Source organism: Craurococcus roseus (genome assembly GCF_039523795.1).
GTDB lineage: Bacteria > Pseudomonadota > Alphaproteobacteria > Acetobacterales > Acetobacteraceae > Craurococcus > Craurococcus roseus.
Map to the genome: position 1 here is coordinate 883 of NZ_BAAAFZ010000043.1, position 15553 is coordinate 16435.

The window sequence follows — 15553 nt, forward strand, 5'->3', positions numbered from 1 at the left end:
CCGCGGCGGGGAAGCGGCGGCGCGCTGCCGGCGGAGGCCGTCGTCGATTCCGTTCCCGCCCGCCGCGGGGCCGCGGGCCTCGCCTTGCTCGACATCGCCATCTGACGGGAGTTCCACGCCATGACCAACGCTGTCCAAGCCGCATCCGCCGCCCCGCCCGCCGCCACCGCGCAAAAGGGCCGCGCGGCCGGCTTCGGCTCCGACTTCAACTCCTTCCTCACCCTGCTGACCACACAGCTCAAGAACCAGGACCCGACCAAGGCGATGGACGCGCAGCAGATGACGGAGCAGCTCGTGCAGTTCGCGCAGGTCGAGCAGGCGATCTCGATGAACGGCAACATGTCCAAGCTGATCGGCCTGCAACAGGCGGCGCAGCTCACCGCCGCCGCGCCGCTGATGGGCAAGGCGGTGGAGGTGTCGTCCGACAAGCTCTCCTTGCAGGACGGCCGCGCGACGCTGCGCCTGCCCGCCGCCGGCGCCGCCAAGGAAGCGCAAATCGCCGTGCTGGACGCGAACGGCAAGGCGGTCAAGACGGACACGGTGGCGCTGGGCGCCGGCGCGGCCGAGTGGGCGTGGGACGGCCGCGACTCCTCCGGGAAGCGCCTGCCGGACGGCGCTTACTCCTTCGTAGTGTCCGGGCGCGACGCGGGCGGGGGCGCGGCCGCGGTCGAGGCCACGGTGCGCGCCCGCGCCACCGCGGCGGAGCGCGCGGACGGCGGCGACCTCAAGTTGCGCCTCGGCGGCCTGTCCGTCGGCTTCGATGCGGTGCGGGGCGTGGACGGGGGCTAGGCGCCGGCGGGGCTGCGCGGTCGCACCGGAGGCGCCCAGTCTCGCGCATCGGCATAGAACCCGCGGGCGCTTTTGTGTAGCGTTCAGCAACCAGGAGGTGCCGGGTGCCGCGCCTGCTTGGAGGCGCGAGGCATGATGTTGCCGAAGCTGGTTCTCACAGGCGGCGATGGTCCCCCGGTCTCCTTGGATCGCGTCCCGCTCGCGTCGGGAGGCCGCAACGAAGCTTGGTTGCGCGACTTCCTGCTGCGCCACCCCGAAGCGTTGCCCGCGGCGGACATCGATCCGGCCTACGCCGATCCGATTCCGGTTTGCCGCGAGATGGCGACGCCCGCCGGGCCCGTGGACGCCCTGTTCGTGAACCGCGCGGGCGCGCTGGTCGTCGTGGAGTGCAAGCTCTGGCGCAACCCGCAGGCCCGGCGCGAGGTGGTGGGGCAGATCCTCGACTACGCCAAGGAACTCGCCCGGTGGCGATACGAGGATCTGCAACGCGAGGTGTCGCGGGCGCTGCGGCAACCGGGCAACGCCCTGTTCCGCCTCGTTGCCGACCGCCACCCCGGCATGGACGAGGCTGCCTTCGTCGACGCCGTCGGGCGCAACCTGCGCCACGGCCGGTTCCTGCTGCTGGTGGCCGGCGACGGCATCCGCGAAGGCACGGAGGCCATCGTGCAATTCATGCAGGAGCACTCCGGCATGCGCTTCACCTTCGGGCTCGTCGAGATGGCCGGCTACGAGCTGCCGGACGGCCGGCGGCTCGTGCAGCCCCGCGTCCTGGCCCGCACGGTCGCCATCGAGCGCGGCGTGGTGCGCGTCGAAGGCCCTGGAGCCGGGCTGGCCGACATCCTCGCGCCCGACGAAGCGGATGCGGGAACGATGGCCGACGGCGTCCCCGCGAACGGCGACGAGGCGGGCGGCCGCCGGAGCTTCGACCCGGCCGTGCTCGACGCGGACCGCCGTTGGCGCGCCGAGTTCGTCCGCCGCGCCCGCTTCGACGACCCCGACCAGACCACCGGCCGCACCGGCTACGGGCGCGTGTTCCTGCCGTTGCCGATGCGCTGGGCGTGGATGACCGCGTACAGCGCACGGTCCGACAACCGGTGCGGCAACACGCTCGCACTGAAGGGCGACGCGGGCCGCGTGGTCTTCGACGCCCTCGAAGCGGAGCGCGACGCGATCGACGGCGAACTCACGGACGGGATGGAAGGCGCAGAGGTCGCATGGCGGCGCCGTGGCGATCTCCACTGGATCGAAGCGAGCCGAAGCTTCGCGGGCGGGTCGTGGACGGCGGAACAGGAGCCGGCGCAACTGGAATGGCTGCTTGCCGCCACGAACGCTTTCGTCAACGCCTTTCGCCCGCGGATTCTACGCCTCGCTGCCGAGGCGCAGGGCACCGCGGCCTAGATGCCCGAGCGCCGTCAACGCACCAAGGCGCTGGGCGGCGCGCCGGTCGGGGGCGGCGCGGCCGCGCCGGGAGCCCCGCCGGCCAGGCCGCCCGGGGCGTTGGAGGTCGTCGGCGGCGCGGCCATGGCGTTCGCCACCACCGTTCGCACGCCGTCCGCCGCCTCCTCCGCCGCGGCGTAGGCGATGTCGCCCCAGAAGCGGTTCAGGCGCCCGGTCGGCACCTCGTTGAGCTGCGCCACGCGGCCCAGCTCCTCGCCGTCGCGGCGGCTGACGATCCACTGGATCTCGACCCGCTGCACGCCGCGCGCCGGCGGCGTCACCGCGACGTCCGCTTCCACGGCGTAGCTCGCGGCTTCGGCGGTGTCCTGCACGGCGAAGCCTTGCGCGCGGAGCTGTTCGCGGATGCGCGCGCCCAACGCGGCGTTGCCGTCGCCGGGCGCGCCGCGCACGTCGCCCACCCGGATGCGCGGCGGGCCGGCGGCGAGCGACGCGGGGTCGGTCGCCTTGCGCGCGGCCTCCACCTGCAACAGCAGCTTCTGCAGGGCCGGGGCCGCCGACGCCGCCACGGCGGAAAGCGTTTCCGGCGTCGGCTCCGCCCAGTCGCGCAGCGGCACCGGCGCGCCGTCCGCCGCGGCCTGGGGCCGGTTGTCGGCGTCGAGCAGGCGGAAGCGCGGCACCACCGAAGCGCCCCGGCGCTCGGCGGCGATCTCCACCCGCCAATCGAGCGGCAAGGGCGCGTCCGTGGCGACGGCGGGCAGTTCCTGCGCCTGGAGGGCGGCGGCGACCTGGTTGGCCAGAGCCCGCGCCGGGGCGTCCGGCAGCATCGCGCCCTGCGGCGGCGGCACGGCGAGGCGCACCGCGAGCGGCGTCGCCAAGCGCCGCGCCTGCGCGCCCGGGCGGTTGCGGAAGGGCTGCGGCAGGTCGGCGCAGGCGCCGAGGGCGAGCAGCGCCGCGAGCGGCAGCGCCGCGGCCTTCTTACAAAAGGACACAGGACACCAGCACGGCGAGGAGGGTGACGGCGAAGAACTGGACGAGGTAGGGCATGGGTGCGGCGCCGGCGCTCACGCGCCGGCCAGCGCGATGGCGGAGAGCTGGTGGCCGAGCGGCCCGCCCCCGGCCAGGGTGCGGCGGCGGTGGCTGAAGAAGCGCGCCTCGTCCGCGAGCGTGCCCGCCGCCGCCGCCTCCACCGCGGCGAGGCCGAGCGCGCGGAGGCGCGCGGCGCAGTAGCCGGCCAGGTCGAACCGCCAGCGGTCCTCGCGCGCCCCGGGCGCGAAGAAGCGCGCGTCCTCGCCGCTCCGCGCCAGCACGGCGTCCCGCAGGTCCGGCCCGACCTCGTAGCTCTCCTGGGCGATGCAGGGGCCGACCGCGGCGACCACGCGCGCGCGGGAGGCGCCGAGGCGCTCCATCGCTTCCACCGTCGCCTCGATCACGCCGGCCGCCGCGCCGCGCCAGCCGGCGTGGGCGGCGCCGACCACGCCTGCCTCGGGGTCGGCGAAGAGCAGGGGCGCGCAATCCCCGGTGACGATGCCCAGCGCCACGCCCGGGCGGCGCGTCACCGCGGCGTCCGCGGCCGGGCCGGCGCCCTCGGCCCAGCCGGCGGCGTCCACCTCGGCGACCGAAACGCCGTGGACCTGGGTCAGCCCGTGCAGCGCCGCGGCGGGCAGGCCGAGCGCGTCCATGGCGCGGCGGCGGTTCTCCCGCACCCGGTCGCGGTCGTCCTGGCCGGACAGGGAGCAGTTCAGCGAGGCGTAGGCGCCTTCCGACACGCCGCCGCGGCGGGTGAAGAAGCCGTGCCGCAGGCCCGGGAGGGCCGACAGCGCGGGGGTGGTCAGGCGCTCGGCGGTGCCGAGGGGGGCGATGGCGGTGATGACGGTCATGCGGCCTCGAAGCCGGGGGGCGGGGGCAGCGCGGGATCGCACAGGCAGAGCGCCTTGAACAGCCGCCCCATGCGTTCCGGCGCCACCAGCCGCTCCGCGCCCGAAAGGATCAGCCCGGCCTGATCCCGACCCTTGCCGGCCATCTGCGCCGCGCGGGCGAGCACCGCGGCGCGGCTCATCAGGCCGAGCCGTTGCAGGAACAGGCCTTGCGGCAACGGCCCGTGGACGGCGGCGCCGGCCCCGCGCGCGGCGGCGGCGAGGGCCGCGAAATCCACGTGCGCGGTGACGTCGGAGGAGCCGGGATCGGCGAGCGGGTCCGCCGGTTCGTGGCCGCGGAGCGCCTGGAGGCTGTCGCCGAAGCCGCCGGCCGCAGGGCCGTAGTCCAGCGCCAGCGCCGCGCCGCCCTGCGCCGCCAAGCGGGCGCCGAGCGCGGCGGCCAGCGCCCGGCCGGCTTCCGAGACCTCCTGCACGGCGTCCTCCGGGGCGTCGGCGGGGAGCGGCGGCGCGTCGTCCTCCGCCGGGCGTTCGACGAAGGCGCCGTTTGAAACGTGCCGCTCGGCCCAGCCGGCGCCGCGCCGGACGAATTGGCGGATGGGCAGGGCGTCGAAGAATTCGTTGGCCAGCACGATGGCCGGGCCGGGGGGCACTTGGGCGACGTCGTCGTGCCACGCCGCGACCGCGCCGTCGCCGAGCCTCGCCCGCTGCGCCTCCCGCAGCCGGGGCGAGGCCTCCACCAGATGCACGCGGAGCGCCGCGCGGAAGGGGGCGGCCACGTCGGCCGCGGCGCGCAGGGCGTCGGCCATCAGGGTGCCGCGGCCGGGGCCGAGTTCCACCAGCAGCACGGGATCGGGGCGGCCCATCGCCTCCCAGGCCACGGCGGACCAGAGGCCGAGGCACTCGCCGAAGGCCTGGCTGATCTCCGGCGCGGTGGTGAAGTCGCCGGCCCGGCCGAACGGGTCGCGCGCCGCGTAGTAGGCGGAAACGGCGCGGGCCATGAAGCGGTCGAGGCGCTCGGCGGGCGCGGTCATGGCGCGGGGCTGGCCAAGGGGGCTTGGCGGCCGGTGGCGCTGTTTCGGGGCGCCGGGTGACGGGTTCGGACAAATGCCCGAGGCGCGGTTCGACGGGGAGCGGACGGCTGCCGGGCTTCCGGGACGGCGCGCGCGCGTTCCGGACGGGCGCCCCGGCGGCGCTCCGGCCGGGCGCCGAAAGGCGGGGGCGGCGCGGGCCGCCGTCGGCGGGCCGCGCGATCGGCCGCGGGTGCGCGTTCCGGACGAATGGCCCGGCGGCAGCGAGCGAGCGTGGTGGCGGAGGGCGCGGGTGGCGCCGACCGCCGCCGCGCGGCTAGACCGCGGTCGCCCCGAGTGGAAACACCCAGGGCGTGAATCGCCGATCCGGCAAACCCCGGACGCGGTTCGGCCTGACCACGGCCAGGCTGAAAAGGGTCCAAGGCGACGGCGGTTGCGCGTTTCGGACAAATCGCCCGGATGCGATCGCGCTGGGCGCGGAGGGGCGCGCGCCGGCGGCCGGCCGTGCCGGGGGCGGCGGCGATTGCGCGTTTCGGACGAATGCCGCGGCCGGGGTTCGGGCGGGCTTTGGGTCGCGCGGAGTGGTGGACGGCGGCCGCGAGGGCGCGGGGGTGCGCGCGTTCCGGGCCGGTCCGGACGGGGACGCTCCTGGGAGGCGCGGGGAGGCGCGGAGCGGCGGCCGGCGGGCGCGGGCGGGCGCGGGCGGCGAGGCGTCCGCCGAGGTCGGCAGCCGCGACTGGGTGGCCGGTGGGCGGGGACGGGGCGGGTGGCTTGCGGACGCGCATGAGGGTGGATTCCGGAAGGCCGCAAACCTAGAACATTATAGGAACTTAGGCCGGAATGCAACCTTGGAGCGTAGCGGGTAGTGGGTCAGTTTGGAAGCCAGCCCGGAACCGCCATCGTGCTTGTCGGCTGTCAGCAATTGCCTTGCGCTTTCGTCGGCTATGGGCGGGAAGCGGTCCTTCGGGTCGGGCCGCGTGACGGTGACGCTCTTCGCGGCCGCCGTTGCCGACAGCGTCTGAGCGGCCATGCGCGGCGACGCTTGCTGGGCCCTGCCGGGTGTTCCGGTCCCTGACGCCGGGACCCGTTCCGAAGCCGACTGGCCACCCGGTTCTTCAGGTACTCCAGGCCGCCTGCGTCGCCAGCGCGCATTCCTCGATGACCGTCAGCGCGCGCTGCACCGCCTCCCGGCCGATCACGAAGGGATTGGCCGTGCTTCCCTGCAGGCGTTGCAGCTTCTTGTCGGCCTCGTCGTAGCCCGAGTGGTTGGAGAGCAGCACCGTGACGTCCTCGCGGGCGGCGACGCCCTTCGCGCGGCGGGTCCCGGCGATGTAGGACTCGATGCGCTGCATGCGATCCGGCCGCCGACCGAAGTTGAACGCGGTGCCGCCCCAGAGCAGCGCCCGGTGCGCGCGCCGGCCCTCGCGGACATCGAACAGCAGCGAGATCGTGCCCGGGCTGTGGCCCGGCGTCATGAGCACCTCGATGGCGGTGTCGCCGAGGCGGATGGTGTCGCCGTCCTCTACGACCACGTCGCGGCGCGGCGGGCGCCCCCATTGGGGGACGTCGAATTCCAGCTCGGTTTCCAGCATGCGCCAGTCGGCGCCGCTCATCGCCACCTGCGCGCCGTGGCGCTGCTTGAGCCAAGCGGCGCCGCCGTAGTGGTCGCCATGGCCGTGAGTGACGACGACGCGCTTCACCTGCGCGGGATCGAGGTCGAGCCGGCGCAGCCCGCCTTCGATCAGGCGCTCGGCCTCGTCCTCGTTGTTGAGCGCGTCGAGCAGGATGACGCCGCCGCTGGTGGTGAGCGCCCAGGCGCTGACCCATTTGGCGCCGACAAAGGCGAGGTTGTCGAAGGCCTTGGCAGGCGGCGGCGGCGGCTGCGCCATCAGCGCCTCGATGGAGAGCGGCGGCGCGGCGGTGGGGGTGGCGGCCTGGCCGAGCGCGAGCCAGGGGCGGAGGTCTTCGCCGGCGGCGGCGCGGGCGGCGGCCAGATGGCGCGCGACCTCGGGTGATTGCGCGGCGGCGGGGCTGATCGGCAGGGTGCCCAGGCAGCAGGCGCAGCCGAGGGCGAGCAGGCCGCGGCGGGTGGGCGCGACGGCTTCGGCGCGCAACGCGGGGCGGGCACGGCGGTCGGGGAAGGGCATGGCGTCACTCCCTCTCTCGCCGCGAGTGTGCGCGCGCTCGCGGCGCCGCGTCCAATGGTCAAGCGCCATCAAAGCCCCGGCCCGTGCCCGACTAGGGCTTCCCTTCCGGGAGCCTGGCCCTGCCCGCAATGACCGCTTCGGGTCGGAAAATGACCGACCGTCGAGCGGCCGCAACCTCAAAACGGGACACCACCGCGCAGGGGCGACGTCCCGGTTTGGACCCCGGCCTTCGGCCCCGCTGCGACGTTCGGCAGCGGACCGCCGGTTTCCACCCCGGGCGGCCGCGGGAACGGGCCGCGGCTTGGCGGCCCCCGCCCCTGGACCCGACGCCGCGCGCCTTTCCGGGGCGGCCCGCTTCCTGGACCGCCCGCGCCGCCGCGCCTATTCCGCGCGGATGCCGGTTTCCCGCACCAGCGCGCCCCATTCCGCGTGCTCGCGCCGCACGCGCGCGGCGAACTCCTCCGCCGTGCCGCCGCCGATCTCGTCGCCGCGCTCGGCCAGGCGCTGGCGCGGGACCGGGTCCCGGCAGGCCTCGTTCAGCGCCGCGTTCGCCCGCCGCACGATCTCCGGCGGCAGGCCGCGCGGGCCGAACAGGCCGACCCAGGCCGCGACGTGGAAGCCGGGCAGCCCCGCCTCCTCCGCGGTCGGGACGTCCGGGAAGGCCGGGTTGCGGTTGGGGGAGGTGACGAAGATCGGCCGCAGCCGGCCCTCCTGCACGAAGCCGTGGACCAGCGACGGCGCCTCGAACTGCGTCTGGTAGCGGCCGCCGATGAAGTCCTGCAGCGCCGGCCCGCTGCCCCGGTAGTGGACCGTGTTGAAGACCGGGTTGCCGCCGAGGCGCGACCGCAGCTTCTCCGTCGCGGCGTGCACGATGCCGCCGGCGCTGGTGGTGCCGACGTCGATCCCGCCCGGCTGCTGGGCGCGCATCCAGGCGAGCCATTCGGGGAAGGTGCGGACGGGGATGCCGCTGTGGACCAGGAGCACCAGCGGCGATTGCAGCATCAGCCCGATCGGGGTGAGCTCGAGCGGGTCGAAGCCCATCCCCGGCATGGTGTGCGGGTTCAGCGCGAAGGTGCCGACGTTGCCGGCGGTGAGGGTATAGCCGTCCGGCCGGGCGCGCAGCACCTGCTCGACCGCGATGTTGCCGCCGGCGCCGGCGCGGTTCTCGATCGGCACCGGCTGGCCGAGCGCGGCCTGGAGCGCGTTCTGCAGCACGCGGGCGGCGAGGTCGGTCTGCCCGCCGGGCGGGAAGCCGACGATCAGGTTGACCGGCCGCTCCGGCCAGGCGCCGGGGCCGCGGCCGGCCTGGGCGCGGGCGGGGCCGGGGGAGGCGAGCCCCGCGCCGGCGGCCAGCATGACCCCGCGGCGGGACAGGGCCGGACGTCGGGTGCCTCGGATGGTCATGCGGTGTCTCCTCCATGCCCGGCGGCCCTTCGCCGCTCATGCCGGACGCTAGGCATCCCGCGCCGCCCCATCCAGCGCTTTGCGGGGCCGCCCTGCTTTCCGGGCCGTCCGCCTCCGACGCGCCGCACGACCCGACCGGGGCGGCGGCGTCGCTTCGACAGCGAAGAACGGACCAGGGTGTCGGATTGGGGCCGCGGCGCCACCGCGCCGGGGGGAGCGGCGTTCCGGCGCGGACGGCGGCCCGCGTCGCGGAACGGGCCCGGGCGGGGGAGTGGCCTGTCCGGGCGGGGCGGGCCGTGCGATGGGTGGCCCGACCACCTTCAGCGAGGGGCCGAGCGGCATGGCGATCAAGATGACCGACACCACCGAAGGGACCGGCGCGATGGCGCTGGCCGGCAAGACCGTCTCGGTGCACTACACCGGCTGGTTGTTCGACCCCTCCGCGCCGGAGAACAAGGGCCGCAAGTTCGACAGTTCCCGCGACCGCGGCGACGCGTTCAGCTTCGACCTCGGCGCCGGGCAGGTGATCGCGGGCTGGGACCGCGGGGTGGCGGGGATGCGCGTCGGCGGCCACCGCCGCCTCACCATCCCGCCGGAGTTCGGCTACGGCGCGCGCGGCGCCGGCGGCGTGATCCCGCCGGGCGCGACGCTGGTGTTCGACGTGGAGCTGCTCGGCGTGGAGTGAGGCGCGGGGCGCGCGGTGGCCGTGGACGCGGGCAGCAGGGCGCGGGGCCCTGGCGAAGCGCGCGCGGGACACCCGCCCGGTCGCGGGCCGCGGGCCGCGGGCTGCGGGCACGCGGGCGGGGGCCGCGGCCGGGTCCTAGGCCGCTCCGCCCGACCCGGCGCGACCTTCGCCCCTTGCTCGGGCGGCCGGGGATCGGGCGCTTCTGGCCGTCACGCCTCCGACCGTTCCTCCAACCGCCGGGCCGCTCGCTGGAGCCGGGGCCGCACGCGGAGGAACAGGCCGTACAGCCGCTCCAGCCCGGCCAGCACGAAGCGGTTGCGGGCCGCGAGGCCGAGCGGGCGCAGCAGCGGGACGGCGCGCCACATCGCCGCGAAGGCGGCGGCGCCGGAGAGCAGCCGGCCGTCTTCCAGGGCGTGGAAGCGGGCCAGCAGGGCGGAGCGGTCCACCGGGCAGGCCGCGCCCTCCGGCGCCGCGGCTCGGCTCACGTCCACGAAGGCGATGGCGTTGCGGCGGTCGAGCCGGCGCATGAAGGCGATCTCGCGCCGGCAGAGCGGGCAGGCGCCATCGAACCAGACGAGCACATCGGACATGGGCAAGAGATGGGTGCGATCGGGGCGGTGTCACACCATCTCGCGTGAGTACCGACCCATCCCTGCGTCGTTCCTGCGGAAGCGGGGCCCCACGCCGCCCCGCGCCCTGCGCGCGGTCATGATGGGCCTCGCTTGCGCCGGGGCGGCATCGAACGGGGCAGGACGGGACGCGGGCCGGTTGTCAGGCCGCTACACCGGGCGGACATCCAGGCCGGCTCCCAGAGCCGGGCAGGCCCTCGCCAAAGGCTCGAATCATCGGCTGGGCGAGCGCCCTTGGTGCGAGCGGGCTGGGCACGGCCCGGGCCCCTTGATGCGGACGGGCCGGTAGGGGGCGGCGCTCGGATGCGCGCCCCTCGGCCGCTCCGGGCCGCGGCGCGAGGGCTTGCTTGGCGCCTCCCGATGCCGCGCTCAGCGCGCGGACAGGGCCTGCGCGATGGCCTCGCCTTCGGCGTCGGTGCCGCCCGTGGCGGCCGGCTTTCCGGCGCGGCGGTACCAGTAGGCGGCGTTCGGCGCGTCGCCCTCGACGCGGTGCAGCCACGCGTGGACCCAGGCGGCATCGGCGCCGTCGTCGGCCTGGGCGATGCCGTGGGCGGCTTCCCAGTCGCCGCGCAGGCCGAGCCAGAGGGCGCGGAGCAGCGGGGCGTCCGGCGGGTCGGCGCGGTCTCGCAGGCGTTCCGTCATGCCGGGCATGTGGCGCCGGGGCCGGGCGGTTCCCAGGGGCGGCGTCGGCGGGGCGGCCGGAGACCGAGCGCGCCCGGCCGGACGCGGTGTCGACAGGCGGCCGGCGGTGCGCGAGCCTCGGTGCGGGAACGAGTCCGGGAGAGCGTCGCGGCGATGGGCGAGAACGGCACCGGGGGACCCGGCATGGAGGGATGGCCGCGGCGGCGCGCCTTGGCGGCGGGGTTGGCCGGGCTTTCGGCCTTTCCGGCGCGGGGCCAGGAGGCTTGGCCTTCGGGGCCCATCCGCATCGTCGTGCCCTTCGCCCCGGGCGGGTCCACGGACGCGGTGGCGCGCTTGGCGGCGCCGGGCTTGCAGCAGGGCCTCGGCGTGCCGGTCGTGGTCGAGAACCGCTCGGGCGCGGCCGGCAGCCTGGGGGCCGACGCCGTCGCCAAGGCGCGGCCCGACGGGCAGACCTGGCTGCTCACCTTCGACAGCCACGCGGTGCTGCCGGCGCTGCTGCCGCGGCTCCCCTTCGACCTGCGCCGCGACCTCCTGCCGGTGACGCTGATCGGCGGCGCGCCCTACGTGGTGGCGTGCAAGCCCGACAAGCCCTACCGCGGCATCGCGGACGTGGTTTCCGCGGCCAAGGCGCGGCCGGGCGGCGTGAGCTTCGCCTCCACAGGGAATGGCACCATCGGGCACTTGGCGATGGTCCAACTCGGCGAGCGCGTCGGGGTCCGCTTGCAGCACCTGCCCTACCGCGGCGGCGGACTGGCGGTGAACGACGCGGTGGCGGGGCACGTCGAGATGATGATCGGCAGCGCCGCGCTGCTGGCGCCGCAGGTCGCGGGCGGCGCGCTGCGGCCGCTGCTGCAACTGGGCCCGGAGCGCCTGCCGGCGTTGGCGGAGGTGCCGACGGCGGAGGAGAGCGGCTTCCCGGGGCTGCGCGCGGAAGCCTGGTGGGCCGTGTTCGCCCCGGCGGGCACGTCGGCGCCGGTGGTGGCGCGGTTCCACGAGGCGCTTTCGGCGGCTTTGCGCGAGGAGCGCGCCGCCCGCCAGATGACGGATGCGCAGCAGGCGCGGCTGGTGCTGGCGGGCCCCGACGAACTCGCCCGGTTCCTGGACCGCGAGATCGAGACCTGGGGCAAGGTGGTGCGCGAGAACGGCGTCCAGGCCGATTGAGGGCGCGCCGCCGCGCCGGGCGCCTCACGTCAGGAAGGCGCCGCCGTTCACGTGGACGGTCTGGCCGGTGATGTAGCCGCCTTCCGGGCCGACGAGCAGGCGCACCACGGCGGCGACCTCCTCGGGCGTGCCCTTGCGGCGGAGCGGCACGGACTCGTCGGCGCCCAGCCGGGCGGGCATGGGGCCCGCCGAGGCGCCGCGCGCGGTGTCGATCGAGCCCGGCGCGACGCAGTTGCAGCGGATGCCGTGCGGCGCGAGTTCCACCGCGAGCGCCCGCATGAGGCCCTCCAGCCCGGCCTTGGAGGCGGAGACGTGGGCGCGCTCCGGCACGCCGAGGTGGGTCGAGATGCCGGACAGCCCGACGATGGCGCCGCCGCCGCGCCGGGCCATGCGCGGCGCGACCGCCTGCGCCAGGAGGAACGCGCCGTCGAGCGCCACCGACAGGATCTCGCGCCACTCTTCGAACGTCATGGCGAGGAAGGGCGTCCGCCGCCGCAGCCCGGCGTTCGACACCGCGATGTCGATGCCGCCGAGCGCCGCCGCGGCGTCCTCGACCATGCGCGCCACCGCGCCCGGGTCGGAGACGTCGGCGAGGCACGCCAGCGCCTTGCCGCCCATCGCCGCGATCTCGCCCGCGACGGCCTCGACGGCGGCGCGGTCCGAGCGGCCGTTGACCACGACGGCGGCACCGTCGCGCGCCAGGCGCAGCGCGATGGCGCGGCCGATGTTCCGGCCCGCGCCCGTCACCAGCGCGACCTTGCCGTCCAGGGGGCCGCCCGACATGCCCGCTCCTCCTCCGGATGCCGACGGTCGCGGCACGGCTAGCGCGAGGCCTCCGGCCAGGGGAAGCGGATGTTGTTGTCGCGCAGTCCCGCCAGCACGACCTCGATGCCGCCCGACTTCACCATCCATTCCAGGCGGTGGTCGCGGTACTCGCGCCGCCGGCCGCCCGTCTTGTACAGCTCGGCCGACGCCGCCATGCGCGCGGCGGCGCCCTCGAACTCGGCGAAGGTCTCGGCGATGGAAGGCCGCTCCTTGATCCGCGCGTGCCAGCGGGCGAGCGGGCCGCCTGCGGGCGGACCCAGGCCGTAGTGGACGGAGCGGTTGACCATCGGCGCCGCCGCGGCGTCCGCCCAGCCGAAGCGGTCGCCGCCGAACCAGTCCGCGCCGCCGAGGCGCTCGGCGAGCCAGTCCTGGAGCGCGCGCGTCTGTTCCGCCGCTTGCGCCCGGAGCCTGTCGGCGAGTCCGCCGGCGGCGCGGCGGAACCACAGCACCTCGCCGAAGCCCCAGTTCACCGCCTCATACTGGGTGTCGCAGACGTCCTCCGTCATGCGCGCGAAGGCCCTCGCCGCCGGCTCGCGCGGCAGGAGCGGGGGATCGGGCCAGCGCTCCTCGACGTACTCCATGATGACGGTGGATTCGAAGACGCGCGCCTCCCCGTCGATGAGCACGGGCACCTCGGCGCGAGGGTTGGCGGCGGCGAAGGGGGTGCCGGTCTGGCCGGTGCCGAAGTCCTCGGGCAGCTCGGCCCGGAAGGCGACGCCCTTCTCGCGGAGCGCGATCTTGACCTTCTGGGCGTAGGACGAGAGCGGGTGCTCGTAGAGCAGCGGCGTCGTGGGCGGTTCCGCCATCGCCGGTCAGTCCTCGACGCGGACGACGACGCGGCCGCGTATCCGGTTGGCGAGGATGTCGGCCGCGAGGCCGGGCAGCGCGTCGAAGGGCCGGACCTCGTACATCGCCTTGAGCTTGTCCCGGTCCAGGTCGCGGGCCAGCCGCGCCCAGGCGGCGTCGCGCTTGGCCCGCGGCGCGTTGGCGCTCTCGACGCCGAGCAGGGCCACGCCGCGCAGGATGAAGGGCAGCATCGAGCCGGGGAGGTCGGCCGAGCCCGCCAGGCCGCAGGCGGCGACGGCGCCGCCATAGGCGGTTTGCGACAGGGCGTTCGCCAGCGTCTGGCCGCCCACGGAGTCGACGGCGCCGCCCCAGCGCTCCTTCCCCAAGGGCGGGCCCTTCTCCAGCAGGGCGGCGCGGTCCACGAAATCCTGCGCCCCGAGGCCGCGCAGGTAGTCGTGCGTTTCCGGCCTGCCGGTGGAGGCGACGACGCGGTATCCGCCCTTGGCGAGCAGCGCCACCGCCACCGAGCCGACGCCGCCGGAGGCGCCGGTGACCAGCACCTCGCGGCCGGCCTGTTGGACGACGCCCCACGCCTCCAGCGCGTCCACGCAGAGCGCCGCGGTGTAGCCGGCCGTGCCGATCGCCATCGCTTCTTCCAGGGAGAAGGCGTTGGGCAGGCGGGTGAGCCATTCGGGCTTGAGGCGCTGGAAGCGCGCGTAGCCGCCCCACTGCGTCTCGGACAGGCCCCAGCCGTTCACAAGCACCTGGTCGCCGGGCTTCCACTCCGGCGAGCGGGACTCGACCACCGTGCCGGCGAGGTCGATGCCCGCGACCATGGGCAGCTTGCGCGCGATGCGCCCCTTGCCGGTGACGGCGAGGCCGTCCTTGTAGTTCACCGTGGAGAAGGCGACCTCGACCAGCACGTCGTTGTCCGGCAGGTCCGCCAGGGTCAGTTGCTTGAACGCGCCCTTCGGCTTGCCGCCGCCGGCGTCCTCGATGACGAGGGCCTTGAAGCTGTCGGCCACGTGCTCCTCCCTTTTGCGCGTCGAGAGGGGCGGAGGTGTAGCGGAAGGCGGGCGGGTTGGCAGCGGGGGCGGGACCGTGGCCATCATGGGTGCAGAGCGCAATCCGTTCCGCCGAACGCCGGGGTCTGATCCGAGGCCCAGGAACCCGGCCCTCGAGACCCGTCGGTTCTTGTGCCGGTCGTGGTTGGCGGCAGTGACGAGGGCCGCTTCCTTGCGTACATGATGGCCGGGAAGGGCTATGATGGCAGGCGTGAGCAGGAACGGCGCCATGCAAAAGGTCGCCCTGGATGCCAAGGCCTGCGAGGTCTCGGCGGAACTGGTCCACCGCGGCATCGCGGCAGACGCCCGAGTGCACGCGCTGGTCGAGGTCGTGGGCGAGGACGCCGAGCTGCCGCCCATGGCCGCCGTCGCCGAGGCCGGGGGCGCTTTCGACTGGCTCGCCGACGAGCCCGACCTGTACACGGACACCGACCTGCAACGGCCGCCGCGGGCGGGATAGGTGTTCGCCTTCGGCAGCATCGTCCTCGCCCGCTTGCCGTTCACCGACCTGTCCGAGGACAAGCGGCGGCCCGCCCTCGTCGTCTCGCGCGACAACCACCGCCGCGCCGATTTGGTCGTGTGCTTCATCACCTCGGTGCCTCGCACGGGGCCGGATATGGCAGCGATCGCGTCCACCCGCGGCACCGGCTTCAAGGTCCCGTCCGTGACCCGCTTCGGCAAGATCGCCACCCTCACCCCGCCGTCATCACCGGCAAGCTGGGCGACGCCCCGCCCGATTGGCTCGACGCGCACCGGGCCACCTTCTTCGGTGTGTTCGGCTTCGGTGCGCCGTAGCCGGCCTACAGCATACATAGTGCCGGCTCACACGTCAGACCGGCGGTTCGGCGGCCTTCCGCTCTTCAAGCAAACCGGGCAGCGTGAAGGCGTAGGTCAGGAACATCTCGGTGAAGCTGTGAAGGGCCTTGGCTTCTGCTTCCGTGAACGGCTCGTCCTCGTGGGCCGCATCATTGCCGAGTTCGCGGATTTCGTGGGCCCATTCCTTCATGGCAGGCGTGATGCCGATCTCCTGCGGAAGACTCTCAATTCGTTTATAAAGCGTGCCTTTACCGACGGAGTGAAGGCGCTTTGCTCTGTTGAAACCCTGGCCTGCCCTGGGGCGC

Annotated in this window: 16 protein-coding genes and 1 pseudogene; 6 read left to right on the plus strand and 11 right to left on the minus strand. The window is 75.2% G+C overall.

Annotated elements, in window-relative coordinates; genetic code table 11:
• Positions 1-120: 120 nt before the first annotated feature.
• On the plus strand, positions 121-789 hold the full coding sequence (locus ABD067_RS14200; protein WP_343895967.1) for a flagellar hook assembly protein FlgD: 669 nt from the start codon (positions 121-123) through the stop codon (positions 787-789).
• 132 nt (positions 790-921) lie between these two features.
• Entirely contained in the window at positions 922-2187 is a 1266-nt protein-coding gene (locus ABD067_RS14205; RefSeq protein ID WP_343895968.1) for a hypothetical protein, read from the plus strand.
• Between the two features lie 14 nt (positions 2188-2201).
• Here the strand turns inward: ABD067_RS14205 and ABD067_RS14210 are convergent, their stop codons facing one another.
• From ABD067_RS14210 to ABD067_RS14230, 5 genes are all read right to left on the minus strand, one after another.
• Positions 2202-3176: a hypothetical protein gene (locus ABD067_RS14210; protein ID WP_343895969.1), complete on the minus strand. Its 975-nt coding sequence runs from the start codon at positions 3174-3176 to the stop codon at positions 2202-2204.
• Positions 3177-3248: 72 nt separating this feature from the next.
• Positions 3249-4064, minus strand: a complete 816-nt coding sequence (gene pgeF / locus ABD067_RS14215) for a peptidoglycan editing factor PgeF (RefSeq protein ID WP_343895970.1) — start codon at positions 4062-4064, stop codon at positions 3249-3251.
• A complete protein-coding gene (locus ABD067_RS14220) occupies positions 4061-5092 on the minus strand; it encodes a class I SAM-dependent methyltransferase (RefSeq protein WP_343895972.1) in 1032 nt (343 codons plus the stop codon). Before ABD067_RS14220 ends, pgeF begins: the two co-directional genes overlap by 4 nt.
• 1112 nt (positions 5093-6204) lie before the next feature.
• Positions 6205-7236, minus strand: a complete 1032-nt coding sequence (locus tag ABD067_RS14225; RefSeq protein WP_343895973.1) for an MBL fold metallo-hydrolase — start codon at positions 7234-7236, stop codon at positions 6205-6207.
• Positions 7237-7617: 381 nt separating this feature from the next.
• Entirely contained in the window at positions 7618-8640 is a 1023-nt protein-coding gene (locus ABD067_RS14230; RefSeq protein ID WP_343895974.1) for a Bug family tripartite tricarboxylate transporter substrate binding protein, read from the minus strand.
• Between the two features lie 301 nt (positions 8641-8941).
• Here ABD067_RS14230 and ABD067_RS14235 point away from each other — a divergent pair, with 301 nt between their 5' ends.
• Entirely contained in the window at positions 8942-9325 is a 384-nt protein-coding gene (locus tag ABD067_RS14235; protein WP_343895975.1) for an FKBP-type peptidyl-prolyl cis-trans isomerase, read from the plus strand.
• A gap of 209 nt (positions 9326-9534) precedes the next feature.
• Here the strand turns inward: ABD067_RS14235 and ABD067_RS14240 are convergent, their stop codons facing one another.
• Both ABD067_RS14240 and ABD067_RS14245 read right to left on the minus strand, forming a co-directional pair.
• Positions 9535-9915 carry a thiol-disulfide oxidoreductase DCC family protein gene (locus ABD067_RS14240; RefSeq protein WP_343895976.1) on the minus strand — a complete coding sequence of 127 codons (381 nt, stop codon included), beginning with the start codon at positions 9913-9915 and terminating at the stop codon, positions 9535-9537.
• A gap of 408 nt (positions 9916-10323) precedes the next feature.
• Complete coding sequence (locus ABD067_RS14245) at positions 10324-10605, minus strand: hypothetical protein (protein WP_343895977.1); 282 nt, start codon at positions 10603-10605, stop codon at positions 10324-10326.
• Between the two features lie 111 nt (positions 10606-10716).
• Here ABD067_RS14245 and ABD067_RS14250 point away from each other — a divergent pair, with 111 nt between their 5' ends.
• Positions 10717-11757, plus strand: coding sequence for a Bug family tripartite tricarboxylate transporter substrate binding protein (locus tag ABD067_RS14250; protein ID WP_343895978.1), 1041 nt, complete (start codon positions 10717-10719; stop codon positions 11755-11757).
• Between the two features lie 24 nt (positions 11758-11781).
• On the opposite strand, the gene ABD067_RS14255 is transcribed toward ABD067_RS14250, so the two are convergent.
• The 3 genes from ABD067_RS14255 to ABD067_RS14265 are packed head-to-tail and all read right to left on the minus strand — an operon-like array spanning position 11782 to position 14393.
• Positions 11782-12540, minus strand: a complete 759-nt coding sequence (locus ABD067_RS14255) for an SDR family NAD(P)-dependent oxidoreductase (protein ID WP_343895979.1) — start codon at positions 12538-12540, stop codon at positions 11782-11784.
• Between the two features lie 38 nt (positions 12541-12578).
• A complete protein-coding gene (locus ABD067_RS14260) occupies positions 12579-13388 on the minus strand; it encodes a glutathione S-transferase family protein (RefSeq protein ID WP_343895980.1) in 810 nt (269 codons plus the stop codon).
• Positions 13389-13394: 6 nt separating this feature from the next.
• Positions 13395-14393, minus strand: coding sequence for an MDR family oxidoreductase (locus tag ABD067_RS14265; RefSeq protein ID WP_343895981.1), 999 nt, complete (start codon positions 14391-14393; stop codon positions 13395-13397).
• Between the two features lie 268 nt (positions 14394-14661).
• Here ABD067_RS14265 and ABD067_RS14270 point away from each other — a divergent pair, with 268 nt between their 5' ends.
• The gene (locus tag ABD067_RS14270; protein WP_343895982.1) at positions 14662-14892 is read left to right on the plus strand and encodes a hypothetical protein; all 231 of its coding nucleotides are present in this window, start codon (positions 14662-14664) and stop codon (positions 14890-14892) included.
• Positions 14893-15114, plus strand: a pseudogene (locus ABD067_RS26430) (type II toxin-antitoxin system PemK/MazF family toxin); the annotation flags it as partial.
• Positions 15115-15261: 147 nt separating this feature from the next.
• Here the strand turns inward: ABD067_RS26430 and ABD067_RS14275 are convergent.
• The coding region (locus ABD067_RS14275; RefSeq protein ID WP_343895983.1) for a DUF4145 domain-containing protein at positions 15262-15553 on the minus strand (292 nt) is incomplete at its 5' end.